Source organism: Rhizobium leucaenae USDA 9039, assembly GCF_000426285.1.
In the GTDB taxonomy this organism is placed as follows: Bacteria; Pseudomonadota; Alphaproteobacteria; order Rhizobiales; family Rhizobiaceae; genus Rhizobium; species Rhizobium leucaenae.
Map to the genome: position 1 here is coordinate 89,277 of NZ_AUFB01000020.1, position 20,326 is coordinate 109,602.

At 61.2% G+C, this 20,326-nt stretch carries 18 protein-coding genes and 1 pseudogene; 15 read left to right on the forward strand and 4 right to left on the reverse strand.

Translation table 11 applies throughout. The annotated features are described in order from the left end of the window. Window positions 1–2: 2 nt before the first annotated feature. Together K290_RS0124790 and K290_RS0124795 are read right to left on the reverse strand one after the other, a co-directional pair. Window positions 3–704, reverse strand: a complete 702-nt coding sequence (locus K290_RS0124790; protein WP_028754349.1) for a RibD family protein — start codon at window positions 702–704, stop codon at window positions 3–5. 31 nt (window positions 705–735) lie between these two features. Further along, on the reverse strand, window positions 736–1,587 hold the full coding sequence (locus K290_RS0124795; RefSeq protein WP_028754350.1) for an SDR family NAD(P)-dependent oxidoreductase: 852 nt from the start codon (window positions 1,585–1,587) through the stop codon (window positions 736–738). Between the two features lie 507 nt (window positions 1,588–2,094). Here K290_RS0124795 and K290_RS0124800 point away from each other — a divergent pair. From K290_RS0124800 to K290_RS0124860, 14 genes are all read left to right on the forward strand, one after another. After that, the gene (locus K290_RS0124800) at window positions 2,095–2,877 is read left to right on the forward strand and encodes an SDR family NAD(P)-dependent oxidoreductase (protein ID WP_028754351.1); all 783 of its coding nucleotides are present in this window, start codon (window positions 2,095–2,097) and stop codon (window positions 2,875–2,877) included. Between the two features lie 11 nt (window positions 2,878–2,888). Next, entirely contained in the window at window positions 2,889–3,632 is a 744-nt protein-coding gene (locus K290_RS0124805) for an SDR family oxidoreductase (RefSeq protein WP_028754352.1), read from the forward strand. Window positions 3,633–4,124: 492 nt separating this feature from the next. Further along, window positions 4,125–5,030 (forward strand): LysR family transcriptional regulator, encoded by a 906-nt coding sequence (locus tag K290_RS0124810; RefSeq protein WP_028754353.1) that lies wholly within the window; start codon window positions 4,125–4,127, stop codon window positions 5,028–5,030. Window positions 5,031–5,236: 206 nt separating this feature from the next. After that, a complete protein-coding gene (locus K290_RS37450; protein ID WP_154668662.1) occupies window positions 5,237–5,515 on the forward strand; it encodes a hypothetical protein in 279 nt (92 codons plus the stop codon). A 450-nt stretch (window positions 5,516–5,965) separates the two neighbouring features. Next, entirely contained in the window at window positions 5,966–6,157 is a 192-nt protein-coding gene (locus tag K290_RS34935; RefSeq protein ID WP_037136203.1) for a helix-turn-helix transcriptional regulator, read from the forward strand. A 290-nt stretch (window positions 6,158–6,447) separates the two neighbouring features. Further along, window positions 6,448–6,624 (forward strand): hypothetical protein, encoded by a 177-nt coding sequence (locus K290_RS38050; RefSeq protein WP_028754354.1) that lies wholly within the window; start codon window positions 6,448–6,450, stop codon window positions 6,622–6,624. Between the two features lie 183 nt (window positions 6,625–6,807). Further along, window positions 6,808–7,836 (forward strand): DUF3991 and toprim domain-containing protein, encoded by a 1,029-nt coding sequence (locus K290_RS0124825; RefSeq protein WP_028754355.1) that lies wholly within the window; start codon window positions 6,808–6,810, stop codon window positions 7,834–7,836. A gap of 65 nt (window positions 7,837–7,901) precedes the next feature. Continuing rightward, window positions 7,902–8,510 carry a DUF1419 domain-containing protein gene (locus K290_RS0124830; protein ID WP_028754356.1) on the forward strand — a complete coding sequence of 203 codons (609 nt, stop codon included), beginning with the start codon at window positions 7,902–7,904 and terminating at the stop codon, window positions 8,508–8,510. 140 nt (window positions 8,511–8,650) lie between these two features. Continuing rightward, complete coding sequence (locus tag K290_RS0124835; RefSeq protein WP_028754357.1) at window positions 8,651–13,753, forward strand: DEAD/DEAH box helicase family protein; 5,103 nt, start codon at window positions 8,651–8,653, stop codon at window positions 13,751–13,753. 543 nt (window positions 13,754–14,296) lie between these two features. Then, complete coding sequence (locus tag K290_RS0124840) at window positions 14,297–16,045, forward strand: ParB N-terminal domain-containing protein (protein WP_028754358.1); 1,749 nt, start codon at window positions 14,297–14,299, stop codon at window positions 16,043–16,045. A gap of 94 nt (window positions 16,046–16,139) precedes the next feature. Then, window positions 16,140–16,616 (forward strand): hypothetical protein, encoded by a 477-nt coding sequence (locus K290_RS0124845; protein ID WP_028754359.1) that lies wholly within the window; start codon window positions 16,140–16,142, stop codon window positions 16,614–16,616. Continuing rightward, window positions 16,613–16,942 carry a hypothetical protein gene (locus tag K290_RS0124850; protein ID WP_028754360.1) on the forward strand — a complete coding sequence of 110 codons (330 nt, stop codon included), beginning with the start codon at window positions 16,613–16,615 and terminating at the stop codon, window positions 16,940–16,942. The genes K290_RS0124845 and K290_RS0124850 overlap by 4 nt, the downstream gene beginning before the upstream one ends. Window positions 16,943–17,343: 401 nt before the next feature. Continuing rightward, complete coding sequence (locus K290_RS0124855) at window positions 17,344–17,928, forward strand: hypothetical protein (RefSeq protein WP_028754361.1); 585 nt, start codon at window positions 17,344–17,346, stop codon at window positions 17,926–17,928. 313 nt (window positions 17,929–18,241) lie between these two features. After that, window positions 18,242–19,168, forward strand: a complete 927-nt coding sequence (locus K290_RS0124860) for an ArdC family protein (RefSeq protein ID WP_028754362.1) — start codon at window positions 18,242–18,244, stop codon at window positions 19,166–19,168. A 5-nt stretch (window positions 19,169–19,173) separates the two neighbouring features. On the opposite strand, the gene K290_RS38055 is transcribed toward K290_RS0124860, so the two are convergent. Further along, a complete protein-coding gene (locus K290_RS38055; protein ID WP_172831070.1) occupies window positions 19,174–19,431 on the reverse strand; it encodes a hypothetical protein in 258 nt (85 codons plus the stop codon). 406 nt (window positions 19,432–19,837) lie between these two features. Here K290_RS38055 and K290_RS34940 point away from each other — a divergent pair. After that, window positions 19,838–20,014 (forward strand): annotated as a pseudogene (locus K290_RS34940) (DUF736 family protein); the annotation flags it as partial. A 110-nt stretch (window positions 20,015–20,124) separates the two neighbouring features. Here K290_RS34940 and K290_RS0124880 read toward each other — a convergent pair. Then, window positions 20,125–20,326 (reverse strand): DUF736 domain-containing protein (locus K290_RS0124880; RefSeq protein WP_028754364.1); only part of this gene is annotated, 202 nt, incomplete at its 5' end.

The window sequence follows — 20,326 nt, forward strand, 5'->3', positions numbered from 1 at the left end:
TCTCATGGGCGGTCGACGCGATATCTGAGATGTACGGAGCCAAGGCGGGCTGGCTCGACGCTGAGAAGCGTGAGCCTCACCTTGTCCGCGAGCCCATCGTCACCACCCTCGAATATAGCCGGAGAATTCGACTTGCCTCCGATCGCCGGAAAGACGACCACACTGATCTCGTCAACAAGACCCGCGTTCAGGAAATGCCCATTCGTTTGTGCTCCGCCTTCCAGCATCAGACGCTTCACGCCGAATTGTTCGCCGAGAACGTCTAGCGCATTTTTTAGATCGACGGCAACGGCCTGGGACACAATATAGGAAACGCCGGCCTGCATCAGGCCTGCCAGGTATACGTCGTCTACGTCTCGTGCGGTCAGGACGACAACGTGAGCGCCCTCGATGTCGCCCTTGTCCCAGCGCAGCCGACCGTCTTTATCGACGATCACGGCGAACTCGTTGGCATCTGGATCGGCGATATGGACCGGTCGCTCGGCTATGCCGGTTGTTTCATAAGGTTGGTCGACCGCGTCGGCAAATTCCTCTCCCGTCGCTCTTCCGGAAAGCCACGCGTCGGCGCCGATTTTCTCATGCAAGTAGTCGTAGACGTTCACGAGTTCATCAATCGAATGGCCGGTTGCCTCGGCCCAGTCATTGACGATCAGTCGGCCATCCAGCGGCGACATCATGTGACAAATCACATATGGTCTTGTCATTGGACTATTTTCCCCCGCTAAACATTCGCCGTCAGCGTCCGGCGTTTAACCATGCCGCGAACTTTTCTTTCCAGTCGGGATGCCAACGTGAAAGCGCCGGCCGGTTCAGGATCATATCATCGGCTGCCCAGCGGATCCGCCTGGCATCAGTCTGCGACGTGACCGCGTTATCCGGGCAAATTATATAGAAGTCCTCGTTTAGAAGACGAGCCAGGAAGTATTCCACCACCTGCTCGGCGGTCCATGCCTCATCTGGCTTCGTTACGCCCTGTGGCTTAAGAGCCATGTTCATCGGTGTCCATGTGTAGCCTGGGACGAGAAGATGTGCCGATACGCGGCCTGCCGTCACCTTCAGTAGCTCGTGCGCCAGCTGTTCGGTCAGTACCTTAACCGCTGCCTTCGCCACCGAATACGCAGCGTTGCCCGGAGGAGTCGTGATACCTTCCTTGGAACCAAGGTTGATGACCGCCGAAGTGCGGCTCGACTCGATCAGGTACGGCACGAAAAGATGCTGCGCGGCAAGGACACCTCCAAAATTTACTTCGATCTGACGTCGCCACTTTGCGGGATCATCCCAGGGGCCCGCTCCTTGCGTAATGCCTGCGTTATTTACAAGCACGGCCACCTCGCCAAACCGGGAGAGCGTTTCGTCGCGCAACCTCGCCAGCGCTGAGAGATCTGACACGTCGCCGCTCACCCAGAGGGCTTCGGCGCCAAGTGTTGAGGCAACATTCTGGAGCGCGTCCGCGTCTAGGTCGAATAGCGCAAGCCGCATGCCGCGGGCGGCAAAAGTCCTCGCAATTGTCAACCCGATGCCGCTCGCAGCGCCCGTGACGACTGCAACGCGACCGGGAGCAACGATCCCTTCCATTCTCTCGCTCATGTTTTTCCTTCTTATTTTCGACCCGTGGCCCTCACCAGTGGAAGTCGCGCCGTCGAGCAGGTCCCGCCAGTGCATGCGGTTTTCCATTTTCGATTCGGCTGACGACCGCGGTACAAACTTTCCATCGCCTTCAGGCCAACTTCAGCCAGATCGGGTCATTTGCCTTGCGGTAGCACGCCGCCGTTTCATCGTTGGAAAGAGATAGTTTACTCGGCCGAACGCTTAAAGTGAGGCTGATTGCACACGCTGATGATTACTGCTCACGCATCGCGAACGAGCTTGAGACGCCGTGCTGAAGTTCGGCGGTCATCGAGGGTCTCTGTGCGCGTCATAATAGGTGGCCAATGCAGATGGTCGGCTTTTGGTTTTCTCCGGGGTCATCTCGATGAATTTCGCTCACGGCCCCGGTCGATTTTGCTCATGTAACAAAAGCGGCTCTCCCTGACTTTCTTAGGCGACGCCCTGGGACGACCCCGGGCGTCGGCGGAAAAGCAATGGAGTTAAATCATGACAGACAATAAACCCCTCGCATTGGTGACTGGCGGTTCGTCGGGGATCGGCCTCGAGCTTGCGAAGCAGTTCGCTCAGAATGGTTTCGATGTCGCCATCTCGGGCTCCAGCGACAAGGTAAGCGAAGCGGCCGACGTCCTCCGACGCTTAGGCGCCGAGGCCTATCCATTCAAGGCGGACGCCTCGACGTATGAGGGCGTTGAGAGCTTCTGGACCTTCACCCAAGGACTAGGCCGCCCAGTGGAAGCCGCTGCTCTAAACGTTGGCGTCGGTATTGGTGGTGCCTTCGTGGACAACAACCTCGATGATGAGCTTCGCCTGCTCGCAATCAACGTCACGGGTACCGTCCATATGGCTAAACGTGTCGTCCAGCACATGGTTAAGAACGGCCGCGGCAGGATTCTCATCACCTCCTCCGTTTCAGCGACACAGCCGACTCCGTACGAAACCGTCTACGGTCCTTCAAAAGCGTTCGGTTACATGTTCGCGGAGTCCCTGCGGGAGGAGTTGCGTTCGACCGGGGTCACCGTGACGGCGCTGCTTCCAGGCGCCACCAACAGCGACTTCCACACAAACGCCGGAATGGGAGGCACAAAGCTGGGCGGCCAACAGAAGAACGACAAGACGCTCGTCGCCAAGCAAGGGTTCGAGGGCCTCATGAAGGATGTGGACCATGTCGTTGGCGGAGATCAGGAGACCAAGCTGCAGGCGATAGAAAACCGGACGATCCCCGAGCCCGTCAAAGCCGCCCGCCAAGCTGAGCTCACTCGACCACAGTGAAGGAGCCCGTTATGTCGAATCTTAAAGAGAAGGTCACCATTGTCACAGGAGCTTCGTCGGGAATTGGAGCGGCGACAGCTAGACGCCTTGCGGAGAAGGGTGCACGCGTAGTCCTTGCCGGCCGGAACGAGGGACGCCTCGCGAAGATCGTCGAGGAAATCACCACATCGGGCGGCATCGCCAGCCACCACGTTGCCGATGCGACCGATTTCGAAAGCACCAAAACACTCGTCGCTTTCGCCAGGAGGACATACGGCCCGGTCGATATTCTGGTCAACAATGCGGGGCTCATGCTGTTCTCATATTGGAAGGATGTCGCGATCGACGACTGGAACAAGATGATCGACACCAACCTGCGTGGCTACTTGCATGCAATCGCTGCGGTGTTGCCTTCGATGTTGGAGCGACGGTCGGGCCGAATCTTGAACATGAGCTCTATCGCTGGCGTCCATGTCGGCGAGGCGGCAGGCGTTTACGGCGCGACAAAGTTTTTCATCCGCGGAATCACCGAAAGCCTCAGAAAGGAGGTCGGGGTCGGAAATGGAATTCAGATCTCGATGGTCAGTCCTGGCGTAATCGACACCGGCTGGGCCGAAAAGGTCCAAGACGAAACGGGTAGGAAGATCGCTGGCGAGCTTAACAAGCAAGGTATTCCACCGTTGTCGGTCGCGGACGCCGTGATCTATGCCCTAGACCAGCCTCCGGAGATCACGATCAATGATATCGTCGTGCACCCAACTCGGCAGGACTGGTAGATCGTCGGCGCTGGATGCTGGTCGGTTTTTCAGCGCCGTTGATTTCGAGCCTCCAAGACTGCCGGCGGGCAGTAAGTTCATTCAAGGCTGGATCCTGTTCGGCGTCTACGCAATCTCACCTGTCAATTGGGCCATCTCTGGTGGCCTGAGGATCACGAAGGCCTTATTGCGTAACCGCGGGCAGCTTGGAGCTCATCATTATGTGCGGCGACCCTCGCCATCTCGTCAACCGAAGACCACCGACGAGACGCTAATGTCGTACACGCTGGGGTCCGATCGTTCAACGTGCCCAAATCGGGCATCTCGAGATTGACCCATCCTGCCTGCAACAGGACCAAACTGTTTAGGCATATGTTTAACTTCCTTTTCCCGCATCAAATACCCGGGGAAGACAAGACCAATCGGATTAGGAATGACGGAGCCGTTTGCAACTCCGTCTCGATTTGTGTAAAGGCAATTTTAATTCAGCGCAGGCGTGAGTATTGTTCACCCATGGCATCGACGCGAGCGGATCTAGCCGACCTTGAAGCTTTCGTCGCGATCGCGCGGGCGGGAGGGTTCCGAAAGGCCGCCGCAATTCGCGGCGTCTCGGGCTCCGCTCTCAGCCACTCGATCAGGGGTCTGGAGAACCGCCTCGGCGTTCGTCTGTTTCATCGGACAAGTAGGAGCATCAGCCTCACCGCTGCCGGCGAAGTGCTCCTTGCCGAGCTTGAACCACGTTTCCTCGGCATACAGGCCGCGATCGATCTTCTTGACAGCTTCAGAAGCGGGCCTAGCGGCAGAGTGAGAGTGAACACTCTCCGTGACGCGGCCCAGCTGCTGATTGCTCCCCGAATGCCAAGTTTTCGGCGCAGCTACCCAGATGTCGAAATCGAAATCAGCGTTGACGATCGCTTTATCGACATGGTCGCGGAAGGCTTCGACGCCGGAATCCGCTACGGGGGAACCGTCCCCGAGGGAATGATCGCTTCGCGCCTGACGCCCGAACTCGAATGGGTCGTCGTCGGTTCTCCAGCCTATCTCAACGAGCGCGGGCGACCCGAACGGCCGACGGACCTCTTAAAACACGAGTGCATCCGGATCAGAACCGGTACAGATCACGTCTACAAATGGGAACTCGGCAACGGCGATCGCATGGTGACTCTCGACGTTCCGGGATTGCTCATGCTCGGAGATTCGGAACTGTCGATCCGCATGGCGGAGGAGGGGTGCGGCCTCTTCTATTGTTTGCGGGCACGGGTCGAGGACAAACTCGCCGCTGGCGTGCTCGAGGTAGTATTGCCAGACTGGACGTCGCAAGGGCCAGGTTTCCACGCCTATTACGTTTCACACCGACAAGTGCCGTCGGCTCTCCGGACATTTCTCGATCACCTTAAGGCGCCGATTTCGGATGTATGAAGGCGGACGACCCTGCGGAAAGGCGCGCCTCTAGCGGAACACCGCGCGGCTCCCGCAACGGCGACCGCAAGGCGTTCCTAATATTTCTTTGCGCCGATTTACGGCGGTACGAAACCTACTTCGCGAAGAATACGAGCAGATGGTTGCAGGACCTCAGCGGTCCGGCTGTGCATCCTTTTGACACCGCGACTGACGCGCAGACTTGCATGAACGTGTACGATAAAAGCGATTCAGATGAAAAAACCTCATCCATTTCACGAAATAATGCGTTTGAAATGGCAGCAAAAAGCGAAGATGGTTCGTTGCAAGGAGGGCCTCAGAGCGTGGATCAAAAGCATAAGCTGGCCCCGAGCCCACGATTTTCCTTGGTTACTAGGGGTGAGCCCAATTCCGCGCCGTTCTTAGATAGAGAAACCATGTCAGGATCACAGCGGAGATTTTGCCGCGGCATCGATGTCTGCCGGGATGATATTGCACTCTCCTGATCAAAAATACCGGTACTCCCGGCTACCAAAATTCTCCGACAGTCATCCTCGATGAGCATACAGAATTGTCTATGAGGGCGTCCAGCACTTCAACATGAAGGCGTCAATCTCCAGGTCTTCGGCAGTTTCATCCACGGCACGGGCACGACACGGCGGACAACATCATTGGCATTTGCAAAGTCCTTGCTCGCGTCGGACGACATTCCGCATCCGCCGCTGGAAGTCGTTTTGACTGTGTAAGATGAAGTCCGGGCGCGGAAATCAACACTTCGACGGTGCGAAACTCACTGGCACGCGCTGCCGAGTTCCATAAAAAGTATTATGCGATATGTTATAACATAACACAGGGAATGCGAATGGGAGAATTCTTTTCCCAAGCCTCCTCCCGAGGCGCCTTGGCTGCCGCTGGACAGGTCCTGGCGGCAGCCCTTTTGTCTCCGAGCGAGGCCGATGAAGCTGACGTCCGTTGAAGCAATATACCTCCGGTGGATATCTCAAGGCAGGAGCCTCGCTGAGATCGCGAGCATCGAGCAGCAACCCGCCGAGGAAATCCGGCAGAAGCTGGATGCGGTTTGCCGACGCCTCGGCGTTACATCGATCATCGAGGCGGTCGAAAAGGCGAAGTCCACCAATATCATCTAATCGCCAGGCGCCGATTGACCTGTCCGGGCCGGCACCGCCACATCAGGCGGCAATGTGGCACGTAAGCGGATGGCGCGCACCGACCGGCTTCGCCCATGAACGGGTCCAATCCCGCTCTCTTTTGATGGCGTCCTGGCCCGTCTCCGCATCTTCCACGATCAACCCGCGAGGGGTCCGCTAGCAAGCTGCGGCCGCTTCGTCTCGCGCCTTCGCGGTGATCGCGCCTGAAGCCGGGCCTTTTGAGGAGCCATCGAGCGGGAATTGGCCCGCTCCAGCATGGAGCCCCTCAGATGTCGCACGATCTTTCCCTCGCACAGTCCCACGCCTTCCAGCTCTCCCGCGACCTGATGGTCCCAGTCACAGTCTTCGAAGTCGACGGCGAATACGGCGTCCTGCCCTCTGACGAGATCGACCCCGGCGACGACCTGGCAATCGTGAACGAATTCTTCCCTTGGGCGGCTCACTGAGCCGCCTTTCGCCCGGCTGCCGCTTGCGAGCGACTGGCCGCAAGGGAGGCTTCGCCGCGGCGATCGTCCCGATCACTGCCAGATTCGTCAGTTGCCGGCCGCGCCCTTGCGGCCATTGCTCTTCGCGGGGATCTGAACGGTGCCCCCGAGGCGACGGGCAAAGCAAAGGCAGGAGAAACGAGAATGAACAGACGAGAGATCGAGGATCTGCGCAGCCAGGTAAGGTGCGCCGCCGTGCTGGAGCAGGCGGGATTTGCGGTTGACCTAAAGGGGAGCACGCGTCGTGCCGTGAAGTTTCGACGCAACGGCGAGATCATCATCGTCACCCACGAGGGATGCGGCTGGTTCGATCCGCTGACGGACGCGAAAGGAGACGTGTTCACGCTGGTCGAGCACCTCGATCACGTCGGTTTTGTCGAATGTATCGCGAGGATTGCCGAGCTCGTAGGCTTCAAAACCATGGAACCGGAATGGCCAGGCCAAAAGCATCATAGGAAATCTGAAGGTTCCCTTGGAGATCGTTGGCGGGAACGGCGTCGCCCCTGCCTGGGCTCGGCGACATGGAATTACCTCCACGACGAGCGTTGCCTGCCGGCGCGGCTGCTCCAGGTGGCGATCAAGGGCGACATCTTACGGGAAGGACCGCTGGGCAGCATGTGGGCGGCTCACACCGATAATGGCGGTACTGTGACGGGGTGGGAGGCGCGCGGTCCGCAGTATCGCGGCTTCGCGTCGGGCGGAGCCAAAGTTCTCTTTCGTCTCGGACCGGAGGTTTCGTCGCGCCTCGCCGTCACGGAGGCTGCGATCGACGCGATGAGCCTCGCGGCGATTGAAGGTTCGCGTGAAGGCACCCTCTATCTCAGCACGGGAGGCGGATGGTCGCCCTCCACCGAGGAAGCGTTGCGGGAGGCGGCGGCCCGGCCTGGGGTCCAACTCGTCGCGGCGACCGACGCCAACGCCCAAGGCGACCTGTATGCGGAACGGTTGAGGGCGCTTGCCGAGACTGTCGGCTGCGACTGGATGCGGTTGCGCCCGCCTATGGAGGATTGGAACGAAACCCTGAAGCAAAGAGAAAAGCGAAGGAGGGAAAGACGGGAGAAAGGCGTGCCGCATGCGCGCCGCCCGCATCAAGGGAGGCTTCGCCCGGCGGAGCCGGCCCTTGACACCGGCGATCGCGATGCCGGCGGCCCGGAAGATGTCATGAAGGACTGAAGAGGATGGCAGGGTCGAGAGGACACGGTCGCGCTTCGGTCCGGAAATCTCCGAAGGAGCCGCAGATGAATTCCTCTCCCGTAATCCGCAAAGTTTACCAGGGCGTCGCATGCCGCCACCAGATGTTTCGGATGTTCGACCGGCATGCGCAGCGCCCAAACCGATGGGACAGCGATGATGCCGAGGCGCTCTATGCTGGCGAATGGTTCGAGATCGACGAGGCCGGACACGACTACATGTTCGAAATCCTGCCGCCCCTCTGGATCCGTGGCTCGATGTTCGCCATGCGCGAATTCCTGACAGGCCGGGTGACGAGCGTGTTCTTTGCGCTCAGGATCGATCAGACGATCCGATATTTTCATGGCTACTGCGATCTTTCGGACAAGGAGTCCGTCGAAGCAATGCGCGTCGCCATCATCGAGCGCGAAAGCCGCCCGGTGCGCATGATGACGCGTGAGGAGCGCCTCGAGCATATTTGGAGCAGCACCGCCGACCAATACCGTGGATATGCCGATCTCAGCTCGCCCGAAGCTTCTCGCGGCAAGCGCACGATCGCATTCTACGGCGGCCGGGCCGGCAACAGGCTGAGGATCCTTGAGGACCTCACTGATCAAGAGATAGCCGCCAAACTGCCGGTGCATTTGCGCAATCTCCCTTCCCAGGCTGCCGCCTAAGTCTGGCGCCGGTCGCGATGCAGCGGCCGATCGCCCTCTAATCCACCCGCCTGCAGCACAGGCATTCCCATCATTCGCGCCCATCAACTGCCCTCGATCGGCAAGACGATGGCGCTTGCCTTCTCAACAGGAGTTCTTCGATGAGCAACGATCCTTTCACGCTCGATATGTTCGGCAGCAGCGCAGTTTCGTCCGGCCTCGGATTAGGTGTCACGGCCTTCGGAGGTTTTGCCGCCAATGATGACGAGCCGGATCCAACCCCGCCCGCTCCCGTTCTCAGTCAGCCCCAGCCGATTGCCAAGCCGCCGGCGCCACGTAAGCAAGGGCAGCGCGCCAACTTCTACCTTGATCAGGGCGACCGCGAGCTCGCCGGGTCCTGGAAGGAACGGGCGCGCATCAACGTTGCCGCAATCCTCACCGCCAATGAGCTCGTCAAGCACGATCTGCCGGCGACTCCAGCCGTGCAGGCGAGGCTCATCCGCTTCACCGGTTTCGGCGCCGGCGAACTGGCGAACGGAATGTTTCGGCGACCGGGCGACGTCGACTTCCGCGCAGGTTGGGACGACCTTGGGGGCTCGCTGCAGTCGGCCGTCAGCGAGGGAGACTATGCGTCGCTTGCCCGCTGCACGCAGTATGCCCATTTCACGCCGGAGTTCGTCATCAGGGCAATCTGGACGGGCTTGCAACGCCTCGGCTGGCGCGGCGGCCGCGTGCTTGAACCAGGCATCGGCACAGGCCTGTTTCCGGCGCTGATGCCCGAAGCCTTCCGTGACAAGAGCTACGTCACCGGGATCGAACTCGATCCGGTCACCGCCCGCATTGTCCGGCTGCTTCAGCCGAAGGCGCGCATCATCAACGGCGATTTCATACGCACGGATCTGGCGCCGATCTACGATCTTGCGATCGGCAACCCGCCCTTCTCCGATCGGACGGTTCGCTCAGACAGGCAATACCGTTCGCTCGGTTTGCGGCTGCACGACTATTTCATCGCCCGATCAATCGATCTCCTGAAACCAGGCGCACTTGCAGCCTTCGTGACCAGCGCCGGCACGATGAACAAGGCCGACGGGACCGCTCGTGAGCACATCGCCAAGTCGGCCAACCTGATCGGCGCCATCCGGCTGCCGGAGGGCAGCTTCCGCCGTGACGCCGGCACCGACGTCGTGGTCGACCTCCTCTTCTTCCGAAAACGTAAGCCCGGCGAGGCAGAAGGCGATCTCACATGGCTCGAAGTGCAGGAGGTTCGGCCCGCGAGTGAAGACGAGGGCGCGATCCGCGTGAACCGCTGGTTCGCGCGCCATCCAGAGTTCGTGCTCGGCGATCACGCCCTGACGTCGGGCCCATTCGGCGAGACCTATACATGCCAGCCCCGTGCCGGCCAGGATCTTGACACAGCGCTCAAAGCAGTCATCGCTCTGTTGCCGGAGGACCTCTATGATGGCGAACCGACCGCGATCGATGTCGATCTCGAGCACGAGCTCGGCGAGATCGTCGATCTACACCCCGCCGAAGCCAAGGTCCGCGAGGGCAGCTATTTCATCGATGTCAGGCATGGCCTCATGCAGGTAATCGACGGCGAGGCCGTGCCGATCAGGGTGCGCAGGGCCCGCAGCGGCGGCGGGATATCGGAAAGGCACGTCCACATCATCAAGAAGCTGATCCCCATCCGCGACGCCCTTCGTGAAGTCTTGAAGGCCCAGGAGCTGGACCGCCCGTGGCGCGACCTCCAAGTTCGTTTGCGGATCGCCTGGTCGACCTTCGTCCGGGATTTCGGGCCGATCAACCACACGACCATTTCGATCACCGAGGATCCTGAAACCGGCGATGTGCGCGAAATACATCGCCAGCCGAACCTTCAGCCCTTCCGCGATGACCCCGATTGCTGGCTTGTGGCCTCGATCGAGGACTATGACCTCGAGACAGATACGGCCAAGCCCGGCCCGATCTTTTCGGAACGGGTGATCTCGCCCCCTGCCCCACCCGTCATCACATCCGCGGCGGACGCTCTGGCGGTCGTGCTCAACGAACGCGGCCGTGTCGACATCGAGCATATCGCGGAACTCCTCCACGCGGATGCCGACGCTATGCTCGACGAACTCGGCGATGCTATCTTCCGCGATCCGGCCAATGGGTCCTGGCAGACGTCCGACGCTTATCTTTCAGGCGCAGTTCGCACGAAGCTTGCGGCTGCTGAAGCGGCTGCCGCACTCGACCCCGCGTTCGAACGCAACGTTCGCGCGCTGCGGGCGGTGCAGCCGGCCGACCTCAGTCCATCCGACATTACAGCCCGCCTCGGCGCACCCTGGATCCCCGCCGATGATGTGGTCGCCTTCGTGAAGGAAGCCATGGGGGCCGAGATCAGGATCCACCACATGCCGGAGCTTGGCTCCTGGACCGTCGAGGCTCGGCAACTCGCCTATAGCGCCGCCGGCACGTCGGAATGGGGCACAAGCCGTCGCCACGCCGGCGAACTGCTCGCCGATGCCCTCAACAGTCGCGTGCCGCAGATCTTCGACGTCTTCAAGGATGTCGATGGCGAACGCCGCGTGCTCAATGTCGTCGATACCGAAGCCGCGCGGGACAAGCTGCAGAAGATCAAAGAGGCATTCCAGAACTGGGTTTGGAGTGATCCCGATCGGACCGATCGGCTGACGCGCGTCTATAACGACCGCTTCAACAACATCGCACCGCGAACGTTTGACGGTTCCCATCTCAAGCTTCCCGGCGCATCTGGCGCCTTTGTTCTTTACGGGCACCAGAAACGCGGGATCTGGCGGATCATCTCGTCAGGATCGACCTATCTCGCCCATGCCGTCGGCGCCGGCAAGACGATGACCATGGCAGCCGCGATCATGGAGCAGCGGCGCCTCGGCCTGATTGCCAAGGCGATGCTGGTCGTGCCGGGGCATTGCCTGGCGCAGGCTGCGCGCGAATTCCTTGCGCTCTATCCAGCCGCAAACATTCTCGTTGCCGACGAAACCAATTTCAGCAAGGACAAGCGGGCTCGCTTCCTCTCCCGTGCCGCAACCGCGACCTGGGATGCGATCATCATCACGCATTCCGCTTTCAAATTCATCGCCGTGCCATCGGCGTTCGAACAGCAGATGATCCAGGACGAGTTGCAGCTCTACGAAGACTTGCTCACGAAGGTCGACAGCGACGATCGGGTGTCGCGCAAGCGGCTGGAGCGCTTGAAGGAGGGGCTCAAGGAGCGGCTGGAGGCGTTGACAACCCGCAAGGACGATCTTCTGACGATCTCCGAAATCGGCATCGACCAGATCGTCGTCGACGAGGCGCAGGAATTCCGCAAGCTCTCCTTCGCCACCAACATGTCGACACTCAAGGGCATCGACCCGAACGGGTCGCAGCGTGCTTGGGACCTCTATGTGAAGTCGCGTTTCATCGAGAGCAAGAATCCCGGGCGCGCACTGGTGCTGGCCTCCGGCACGCCGATCACCAACACGCTTGGAGAAATGTTCTCGATCCAGCGGCTGCTCGGCCGCGAAGCCCTCCATGAACGGGGACTGCACGAATTCGACGCCTGGGCATCCTGCTTCGGTGACACGGTCACCGAACTCGAGATCCAGCCGTCGGGCAAATACAAGCCGGTCAGCCGGTTCGCGTCCTTCGTCAATGTGCCGGAACTGATCGCCATGTTCCGCAGCTTTGCGGACGTCGTCTTGCCCAACGATCTAAAGGAATATGTCCGGGTTCCTGATATCTCGACCGGCCGGCGGCAGATACTCACGGCCAAGCCGACGCCAGCCTTCAAAGCCTATCAGCAAATCCTCGACGCCCGGATCAAGGCGATCGAGATGCGGGAGGGACCGGCTGAGCCCGGCGACGACATTCTGCTCTCGGTCATCACCGACGGTCGTCACGCGGCGATCGATCTCAGGCTTGTCAGCTCTGCCAACGACAACGAGGAAGAGAACAAGCTCAATCTCCTGATAAAAAATGCATTCCGCATCTGGCAGGAGACCGCCCTAAATTCCTATGTCCGGCCGGACGGAAAGCCATTCGAACTGCCCGGCGCCGCGCAGATGGTCTTCTCCGATCTCGGGACGATCAATGTCGAGAAGACCCGCGGCTTCTCCGCCTATCGATGGATCCGCGACGAGTTGGTCCGTCTCGGCGTGCCGGCGAGCGAAATCGCCTTCATGCAGGACTATAAGAAAACGGAGGCGAAGCAGCGCCTCTTCGCCGATGTCCGCGCCGGCCGGATTCGGTTTCTGATTGGATCGTCGGAAACCATGGGCACCGGCGTCAACGCCCAACTCAGGCTCAAGGCGCTCCATCACCTCGATGTGCCGTGGCTGCCATCGCATATCGAGCAGCGCGAGGGCCGTATCGTGCGCCAGGGCAACCAGCATGACGTCGTCGATATCTTCGCCTATGCCACCGAAGGCTCGCTCGACGCCTCGATGTGGCAAAACAACGAGCGCAAGGCGCGCTTCATAGCGGCGGCGCTCTCCGGCGACACCTCCATTCGCCGCCTTGACGATATCGGCGAAGGAGCTGCCAATCAGTTTGCGATGGCCAAGGCCATTGCGAGCGGCGACGAGCGTTTGATGCTGAAGGCCGGCCTCGAAGCCGAGGTAGCCCGCCTCGAGCGGCTTCGCGCCGCCCATGATGACGATCAATATGCCGTCCGCCGCCAGATTCGTGATGCAGAACGCGATATCGAGGTCTCGACCCGGCGCATCGCCGAGATCGGCCAGGACATCGAGCGCCTTGTCCCGACCACGGAGGGCGACGGGTTCACTATCACCGTCAACGGCAAGCCTTTCGATGAACGGAAGGAAGCCGGGCGCGCGCTGATGAGGGAAATTCTCACCCTCGTCCAGTTGCAGCAAGAGGGCGAGGTCGTGCTCGCGGCCATCGGAGGCTTCGATCTCGTGTTCGAGGGCGAAAGCTTCGGCAAGGGTGACGGCTATCGTTACACGACTATGCTTCAACGCACCGGCGCCGACTACGAGATCGATCTCTCCATCACGGCAACGCCGCTCGGGGCCGTCTCCCGTCTCGAACATGCACTGGACGGGTTCGAGGAGGAGCAGGACAGGTATCGCCAGCGTCTGCAGGAGGCCGAGCGACGGCTCGCTTCCTATCGCTCCCGTGAGGGAGGCGTGTTCGCGTTTGCGGCGGAACTTGCCGAGAAGCGCCGGCAGCTTCGGGAGGTGGATGCCCTACTCTCCGCCGAGGCGCGCAATAACACCGAGCTAGATGCGGAGGCGGCGTGAGGCATCGTGACCATCAGCGGCGTGCATCTGGGTGCCGGTGCGCCAATGCATAGGCACAATAAATGTTTTCCGTCTGGTCAATATTCGGGCATCTTGCACGTAGCTGATGCACATGGCGGTTTTCCTCCCAGTGCCGCCGCAGCAGCTGTTCCCCTCTGGAGGTACAAATTACCTTCACACTTCATGGGCCGCGATTTTCGCAGGCCCATTTTTTTTTGCCCGACGTGCGTCCCTCCCCCGCGGGGGTGGGCCAGGCAGCCTCATGCCGTTTCCCGGTCGAAAAGATTGAGAAGCGAAAGGAGGAAATAACCGGGTCGCAGACCGGTCCTCCCGCCGCCGCTTACGCTCAACCGCCGCCTCACCATCCCGGCCGCTCGTCCTTCGCAAGGCGCTGCGCACCCTGCTCGTCCCGCGCAGCAGGGACGCTCGCCCGCAGTTGCGCCCGTCGGGCCGCCCTGCCGTCCGGAAGGTGTCTTCGGGAAAAAGAAGACATGAGAAGGACCGGCAGAGGGCCGGATCCGCATCCATTGGAAGGAAAAGGCCATGCAGCTCGTGAAGATCGATCCCCGCCTCTTGAAGGAGAACCCCGACAGGACTCGTCAATCACCATCCTCGCCGCAAGCCGATGCGCTGATGCTCGCCACCATCCAGGTCGTCGGGCTCGTCCAACCCCCGGTCGTCGAGTCGGAGAAGAATGGCGGCAACGGATATATCATCGACGCCGGGCACCGGCGTGTGAGGCTGGCGATCGCCGCCGGGATCGAGGAAATCGATGTGCTGGTGGAGGAGGCGTCGAACGATAACGGCGCCATGCGCTCGATGGTCGAAAACATCGCGCGTGAACCGCTGAACCCGGTCGACCAGTGGCGTGGGATCGAGCGCCTCATCGATCTTGAATGGACCGAAGACACGATTGCCATCGCGCTCGCCCTGCCCGTCCGCCAGATCAAAAAGCTGCGGCTTCTGGCGAAGCTCCTGCCGGCAATGCTCGATCAGATCTCGCTGGGCGACATGCCGAATGAACAGCAGCTTCGAACGATTGCTGCCGCAGGCATTGAGGAGCAAGGCGAGGTGTGGAAGGCCAACAAGCCGAAGAAGGGTGACACCGCGCAGTGGTGGTCGATCGCCAACGCGCTGACCAAGAAGCGGATGTACGCCAAGGACGCGAGTTTCGGCGATGACCTGGCGGCTGCCTATGGCATCGAATGGGTCGAGGATCTGTTCGCACCAGCCGATCAGGACAGCCGCTACACCACCAATGTCGAGGCTTTCCTCGGCGCCCAGCATGAATGGATGACGAACAATCTCCCGAAGAAGGGATCGATCGTCGAGGTCAACAATTATGGCCAGCCGACACTGCCGAAGAAGGCGGAGCAGGTCTATGGCAAGCCCCAGAAATCCGATCACGCCGCCATGTATCTCGATCGTGACGGTAAGGTGAAGACAGTCCATTATCGATTGCCGGAGGCCAAGAAGCCGAAGGGCAATGACGCGGCGCCAGCCGCTGCTGGCAATGAGGCGGATGAAGAACCGATTGTGGGCTCGAAGCCCCGTCCTGATGTCACGCAGAATGGGCTCGACATGATCGGCGACTATCGCACCGACGCGCTTCACGAAGCTCTCGGTCGCGCGCCGGTCGAGGACGATATGCTGATGGCCTTGCTCGTGCTCGCCTTCGCCGGCTTGAACGTCCGTGTCGACTCCGGTGCTGGCGGAACATTCTACGCCGACGCCCGATTCAAGCGACACGCCGCGAGTCTCCTCGACCAGGACGGCAAGCTGGCCTTCGACATCGACACCTTGCGCGTCACCGCTCGTGCGGTGCTGATCGACGTATTATCGTGCCGGCGAAACGCGTCCAATAGCGGCGTGATCTCTCGGGTTGCCGGCGAGGCGATCGGCGCCGATGCGTTCCTGCCTAATATGGGAACGGAGGATTTCCTTGCATGCCTCTCCCGTCAGTCGCTCGAAGCCTCGTGCGGTGACACCTCCGTGCATCCCCGTGCCCGGGTGCGCGAGACGCGGGCCGCTTTGGTCGACCATTTTAAGGAAGGATACTTCGTGCACCCGGCGGCGCTCTTTGCGCCCGACCCGAAAGAACTTGCGGAGCTGATCAAGCACGGCGAGGTCGCAGACGACGATGACCGAGCTTCACATGAACCTCCGGATGCATCCGCCAACGATCTCACGGCGGACGCGGATACTCGCCTTCGTGACGACCAGATGCCCAACACGGTGGAAGACGAAGCTTCGGGCGACGAAGCGACCGCCTACGGCATCGCGGCGGAATAGCAAGGCTTCTCATCTCACGATCGACAATCCGCCGCCGTCCACCACCGGCGGCGGTTCTGTTTTCAGCCATCGCAGAACCCAACGGAGGAACCCTATGTCTGCGTCACTGATCTACGATCTCGCTCCCGTCGGCTCTATTGTTGCCTGGTCGGACGGCACCCCGCGTCCGCCCGAGCGTTTCAAGAAAAAGCTCGCCGCCTGGCAGACCCACAACAGCAAGGGCCGGCTTATCCGCAAGGAAGGCCCGCGTACATCGGGCAATTACACATCCCCACCGAACTTCACTCTGCATGAGGCGGACTTCGGCGGAAAGAACGTCATCTTGCTACGCATTCATCGCACGTTCGGCACCGATTCCAATCTCGCGTTCAAAGTGCTCGAACGTCCGCCGGCCGGGTCGGTACGCATCTTCAATCGCGCCGGCGAGGCTGGCGAACTCGTTCATCTCGCCGAAAGCCGCGAGGCTGCTCAGGCTTGGCTTTTAAGCCATGGCTATCCTCACGCGGTGCTCGAGGAGGTATCGCCCAACGAGGTGGCCGCCGATCAGGTGGAGGGGAGGACTGCCGCATGAGATCGTCCAATCCGCGGCCATTGCTTGCGACCATGGAGGCGGCACGCCGTCAGATCCATCAACATCTCGAACTCGTGCATCGGCAGATCGCCGGGCGGGCCGAACGCCTGACGGTCACCCAGAAAGCGAAATCGCGGTCGCATCGTCGTGGCCGATCCAACTGGACTCCTTCCGACGAAGAACTCTTTCGCGAACACCTCGACCGCCTGACCTTCGAGCGCCGTCGTGAAATCGAAGCACTGTCGCGCAAGCTGGCGCGGCAGGATCAGGCGCTGGCTGCGTTCCGTGAAAAGCTCGGCGAGAATGTTGGCCGGGTGGCGGCGTAGCTGAGCCGGACGAACACTCTGCCCTGCCAACGGACTCCTACCGGCAGAGAGTGGGATTGGCGATTGGTTGCGGGCATAGCCTCGTCTCCTGACAGCCGGTCTGCAGTTTGGCATGCCGGACCAAGCCGGATCCCCCTTCGGTTTGTCACGGTCGTAAGCCGGCGGCCGGTCGTTTCAAGGCCGCTTGCGCGCCGCGGATCGCGGCCTCCTCCCCCTCCCTCGCAAGACGGCTTCGCGGCCCGCGCAGGGTTTTACCCCGCTTGTCAGCAAACCCGTCCCGCTCACTCAGGGGCTCCGGACCTCTGAAAGCGCCCGTCTTTCGCCGGCTTTTTTCGACCGCACCGAAGGGCGTTCCGGCAGGGGCCAACGCGAGCCTTCGGCGAAACCGGAAAGGAACTCACATGGCTAAGCCCGCAATCAATCGCCAATCCGCCCGCGTCGTCCAGCTCCGCAAGGGCGCCACCATCGAAATGGTCCGGCTCACCTGCCCCGATGCCGCCCAGGCGATCAAGATCGCCGAACGTTTCGGCACCGCAGTCGTCGACAGCGACGGCATCCGCGACCAGCATGAGCGCCTGATCATCGAAACCGCCGATACGCTTAGCGAAGGTCTCGGTGAGAGGGCGATGCAGATCCATCTCCAGCGCATCGTCGGCGCCTTCGTCGGATCGGCGCACGGCGCCGGCCAGTTTTATTCCCGCGCCGTCACCGAGGCGCGGGACGCCACGGCCAAGGCCGCAAACGATGCCCGCGACGAGGATCTCGACGGCCCCGTGGGCTACGACAGCGCCGCCCAGCGCAAGCGCGAGTTTGCCGCCGACATGGGTGTCCAGGCTCACGCCCTCCGGATGGCCGCCGAAGGCGCCGTGGCCGCCTACGAACAGGTCGTCCGCGAAACTTGGAAACCCTTCGACCGCCCTATCGACCAGCCCGGCACATCGCTCGACCGGAAGGCGGCTGCGGCGCAACTGGCGGCGTTCGAATAAGCCGCCCCCCGGCGGGGTTCCGGCCCCGCTACCACACGATGATCCGGATAGGCCGGCCTCTCACGGGACCGGCCATTTTGGTGTCGCCACCAAGGCCCCTGAAAAACCAAACAAAAGGGGAAGCAGACCACCTCGCCCGGCGTCCCCGTCCCATTCGTCGGTCCTGCAGGAGCCGCCGTCAAGCCGCAACGGCTTCGCCGTCCTCCACTTCGTTGCGGCCCTTCTGGTGCAGCTTCCCGCCTCACCGCTCCTGCCATCGTCCCTCCGCGACGGGGCCGCGATGGGCGCGGCCTCCTGAACAGAGGATATGAAAATGAACAGTAAACCGCCAAATGAACGCGCCGACATCTACGCGAGGATCACCGACAAGATCATCGAGGGCCTGGCGAAGGGCGTCCGCCCGTGGATGCAGCCTTGGAAGGCGACTAACGCAAATGGCCGGATTACCCGGCCGCTCCGCCACAATGGCCAGCCCTATAGCGGCATGAACGTGCTGCTTCTCTGGTCGGAAGGGATCGCGCGGGGATATTCCTCACCCATCTGGATGACATTTAAGCAGGCGCTCGAAGTGGGGGCGGCCGTCCGCAAGGGCGAAACAGGCACGACCGTCGTATTTGCCAGCCGCTTCACCAAGTCCGAGGCGGACGATCACGGCAACGAGATCGAACGGGAAATCCCGTTTCTGAAGGCATATACGGTCTTCAACGTTGAGCAGATCGACGGATTGCCGGACCATTGTCGCCACCGCCGAGCCCCCGTTCTCGATCTGGTCGAACGCATCGAGCATGCCGACCAATTCTTCCGCAACACCGGCGCACTGATCCGTCACGGCGGTAACCAGGCCTATTATTCGCCGGTGACCGACCACATCCAGATGCCGCCCTTCGAGACGTTCCAGGATGCGGCTGGATACGTGGCTACGCTCAGCCATGAGGCAACGCATTGGACGTCACCGGCGGGCCGCGTCGGCCGCGATCTTTCTCGCTACGCCAAGGACAAGACCGAACGCGCGAGAGAGGAGCTCATCGCCGAACTCGGGAGCTGTTTTCTCTGCGCCGATCTCGGCATCGCGCCTGAGCTGGAGCCGCGCCCCGATCACGCCTCCTACCTTCAATCGTGGCTGACCGTTCTCTCCGGCGACAAACGGGCGATCTTCCAGGCGGCTGCGCATGCGCAGCGCGCCGTCGCCTATTTGCACGGTTTGCAGCCTAATGAAGCCGAGGAGAAAGCGGCGGCCTAGCGAAATCAGAGCCGGTTGTTGTCGTCGCGCACGACCGAATACTCTTTCGGCTGTCGTTCTGCGGGCAGGTTCTGATCAGGCGCCAGGTCCAGCTTGCCCCAGATCGAGGTCTTCCGGTCGGTGGTTTTTCGCTTTTCGAGACTGCTTGATTTCGACGATAAACGGCTTTGTCTGTTGACGCATGAATCCTCCAGGCGACGAATCGCGCGCTCACGATATCCCGTTGGCGATAGGACGCAACTGCCCGGTCGGCTGGTCGTCATGCCCGCATTGATGCTGCGACTTGAGGCAGTGCAACGGCTCGTCATGTCAGAAGTTCCGGTGCGTGAGCGTGGTAACGAGGCCGCCATCATCATATTCCTCTACCGCTGTTGCCGGCGCGTCCTCCGTGGGCTCGATGAGGCATGTCTGATCGGAGAGCGGCTTCGCCTCGATCGTCCTCCCGCAACGGCCTGTCGTAATTTTCTGACCCCTGTCGGAACCTACCCCACTCGCCAGGTCGAGTGGGGACCCCAGGTTGCCGCCATTCCTCGCCAACTAACAAAATTGCGACTTGCCGCCCTCCACGCTGTTCCGGCCCTATGGGTGCGGTCCGATCGTCCCCGATCCTTGCGACAGCCATCGAGGCCGCGAAGGGCGCGGCCCGAAACCAACGAAAGGAACATGACAATGGCAACCATCGGCAACTTCACCACCACCGAAACCGGCTTCAACGGCTCGATCCGCACTCTCGCTCTCAACGTCAAGGCCCGCATCGCCCGCGTCGAGAATCCCTCCGACAAGGGACCGCACTACCGCATCTACGCCGGCAATGTCGATTATGCTGAGAGTGTGATTATGCGGAGTGCTGATCGCTGAAGGCTGGATTTCTCGACGATAGCGGCGGCTTCTGCTCCGCATAATTCCACTGGTGTGGAAGAGGCGCCCCGCCGTGAAGCGGAGCGCCGATGTGCTGGTCAGCGCGACCAGATGAGCTTGTGCTCGCCCTTGTCGCCCTGGACCAGGGAGGCGTAGACCGGGGCCGTGAAGGACGGATCGTCGAGCTTGAGCGAGAGGTATTCGGCGCCTGTTTCGCGGGCGGTGCGGGTCCAGCCTGCTCCGAACTCGACACCGCCTGCAGTGACGCGGAAGTCCGGGGCGCGGTCGTTATCGCGGTCG

Coding starts and splice junctions, on each gene's coding strand:
- K290_RS0124790 (WP_028754349.1), bottom strand. CDS start 704: ATGACAAGACCATATGTGATTTGTCACATGATGTCGCCGCTGGATGGC.
- K290_RS0124795 (WP_028754350.1), bottom strand. CDS start 1,587: ATGAGCGAGAGAATGGAAGGGATCGTTGCTCCCGGTCGCGTTGCAGTC.
- K290_RS0124800 (WP_028754351.1), top strand. CDS start 2,095: ATGACAGACAATAAACCCCTCGCATTGGTGACTGGCGGTTCGTCGGGG.
- K290_RS0124805 (WP_028754352.1), top strand. CDS start 2,889: ATGTCGAATCTTAAAGAGAAGGTCACCATTGTCACAGGAGCTTCGTCG.
- K290_RS0124810 (WP_028754353.1), top strand. CDS start 4,125: ATGGCATCGACGCGAGCGGATCTAGCCGACCTTGAAGCTTTCGTCGCG.
- K290_RS37450 (WP_154668662.1), top strand. CDS start 5,237: ATGAACGTGTACGATAAAAGCGATTCAGATGAAAAAACCTCATCCATT.
- K290_RS34935 (WP_037136203.1), top strand. CDS start 5,966: ATGAAGCTGACGTCCGTTGAAGCAATATACCTCCGGTGGATATCTCAA.
- K290_RS38050 (WP_028754354.1), top strand. CDS start 6,448: ATGTCGCACGATCTTTCCCTCGCACAGTCCCACGCCTTCCAGCTCTCC.
- K290_RS0124825 (WP_028754355.1), top strand. CDS start 6,808: ATGAACAGACGAGAGATCGAGGATCTGCGCAGCCAGGTAAGGTGCGCC.
- K290_RS0124830 (WP_028754356.1), top strand. CDS start 7,902: ATGAATTCCTCTCCCGTAATCCGCAAAGTTTACCAGGGCGTCGCATGC.
- K290_RS0124835 (WP_028754357.1), top strand. CDS start 8,651: ATGAGCAACGATCCTTTCACGCTCGATATGTTCGGCAGCAGCGCAGTT.
- K290_RS0124840 (WP_028754358.1), top strand. CDS start 14,297: ATGCAGCTCGTGAAGATCGATCCCCGCCTCTTGAAGGAGAACCCCGAC.
- K290_RS0124845 (WP_028754359.1), top strand. CDS start 16,140: ATGTCTGCGTCACTGATCTACGATCTCGCTCCCGTCGGCTCTATTGTT.
- K290_RS0124850 (WP_028754360.1), top strand. CDS start 16,613: ATGAGATCGTCCAATCCGCGGCCATTGCTTGCGACCATGGAGGCGGCA.
- K290_RS0124855 (WP_028754361.1), top strand. CDS start 17,344: ATGGCTAAGCCCGCAATCAATCGCCAATCCGCCCGCGTCGTCCAGCTC.
- K290_RS0124860 (WP_028754362.1), top strand. CDS start 18,242: ATGAACAGTAAACCGCCAAATGAACGCGCCGACATCTACGCGAGGATC.
- K290_RS38055 (WP_172831070.1), bottom strand. CDS start 19,431: ATGACGACCAGCCGACCGGGCAGTTGCGTCCTATCGCCAACGGGATAT.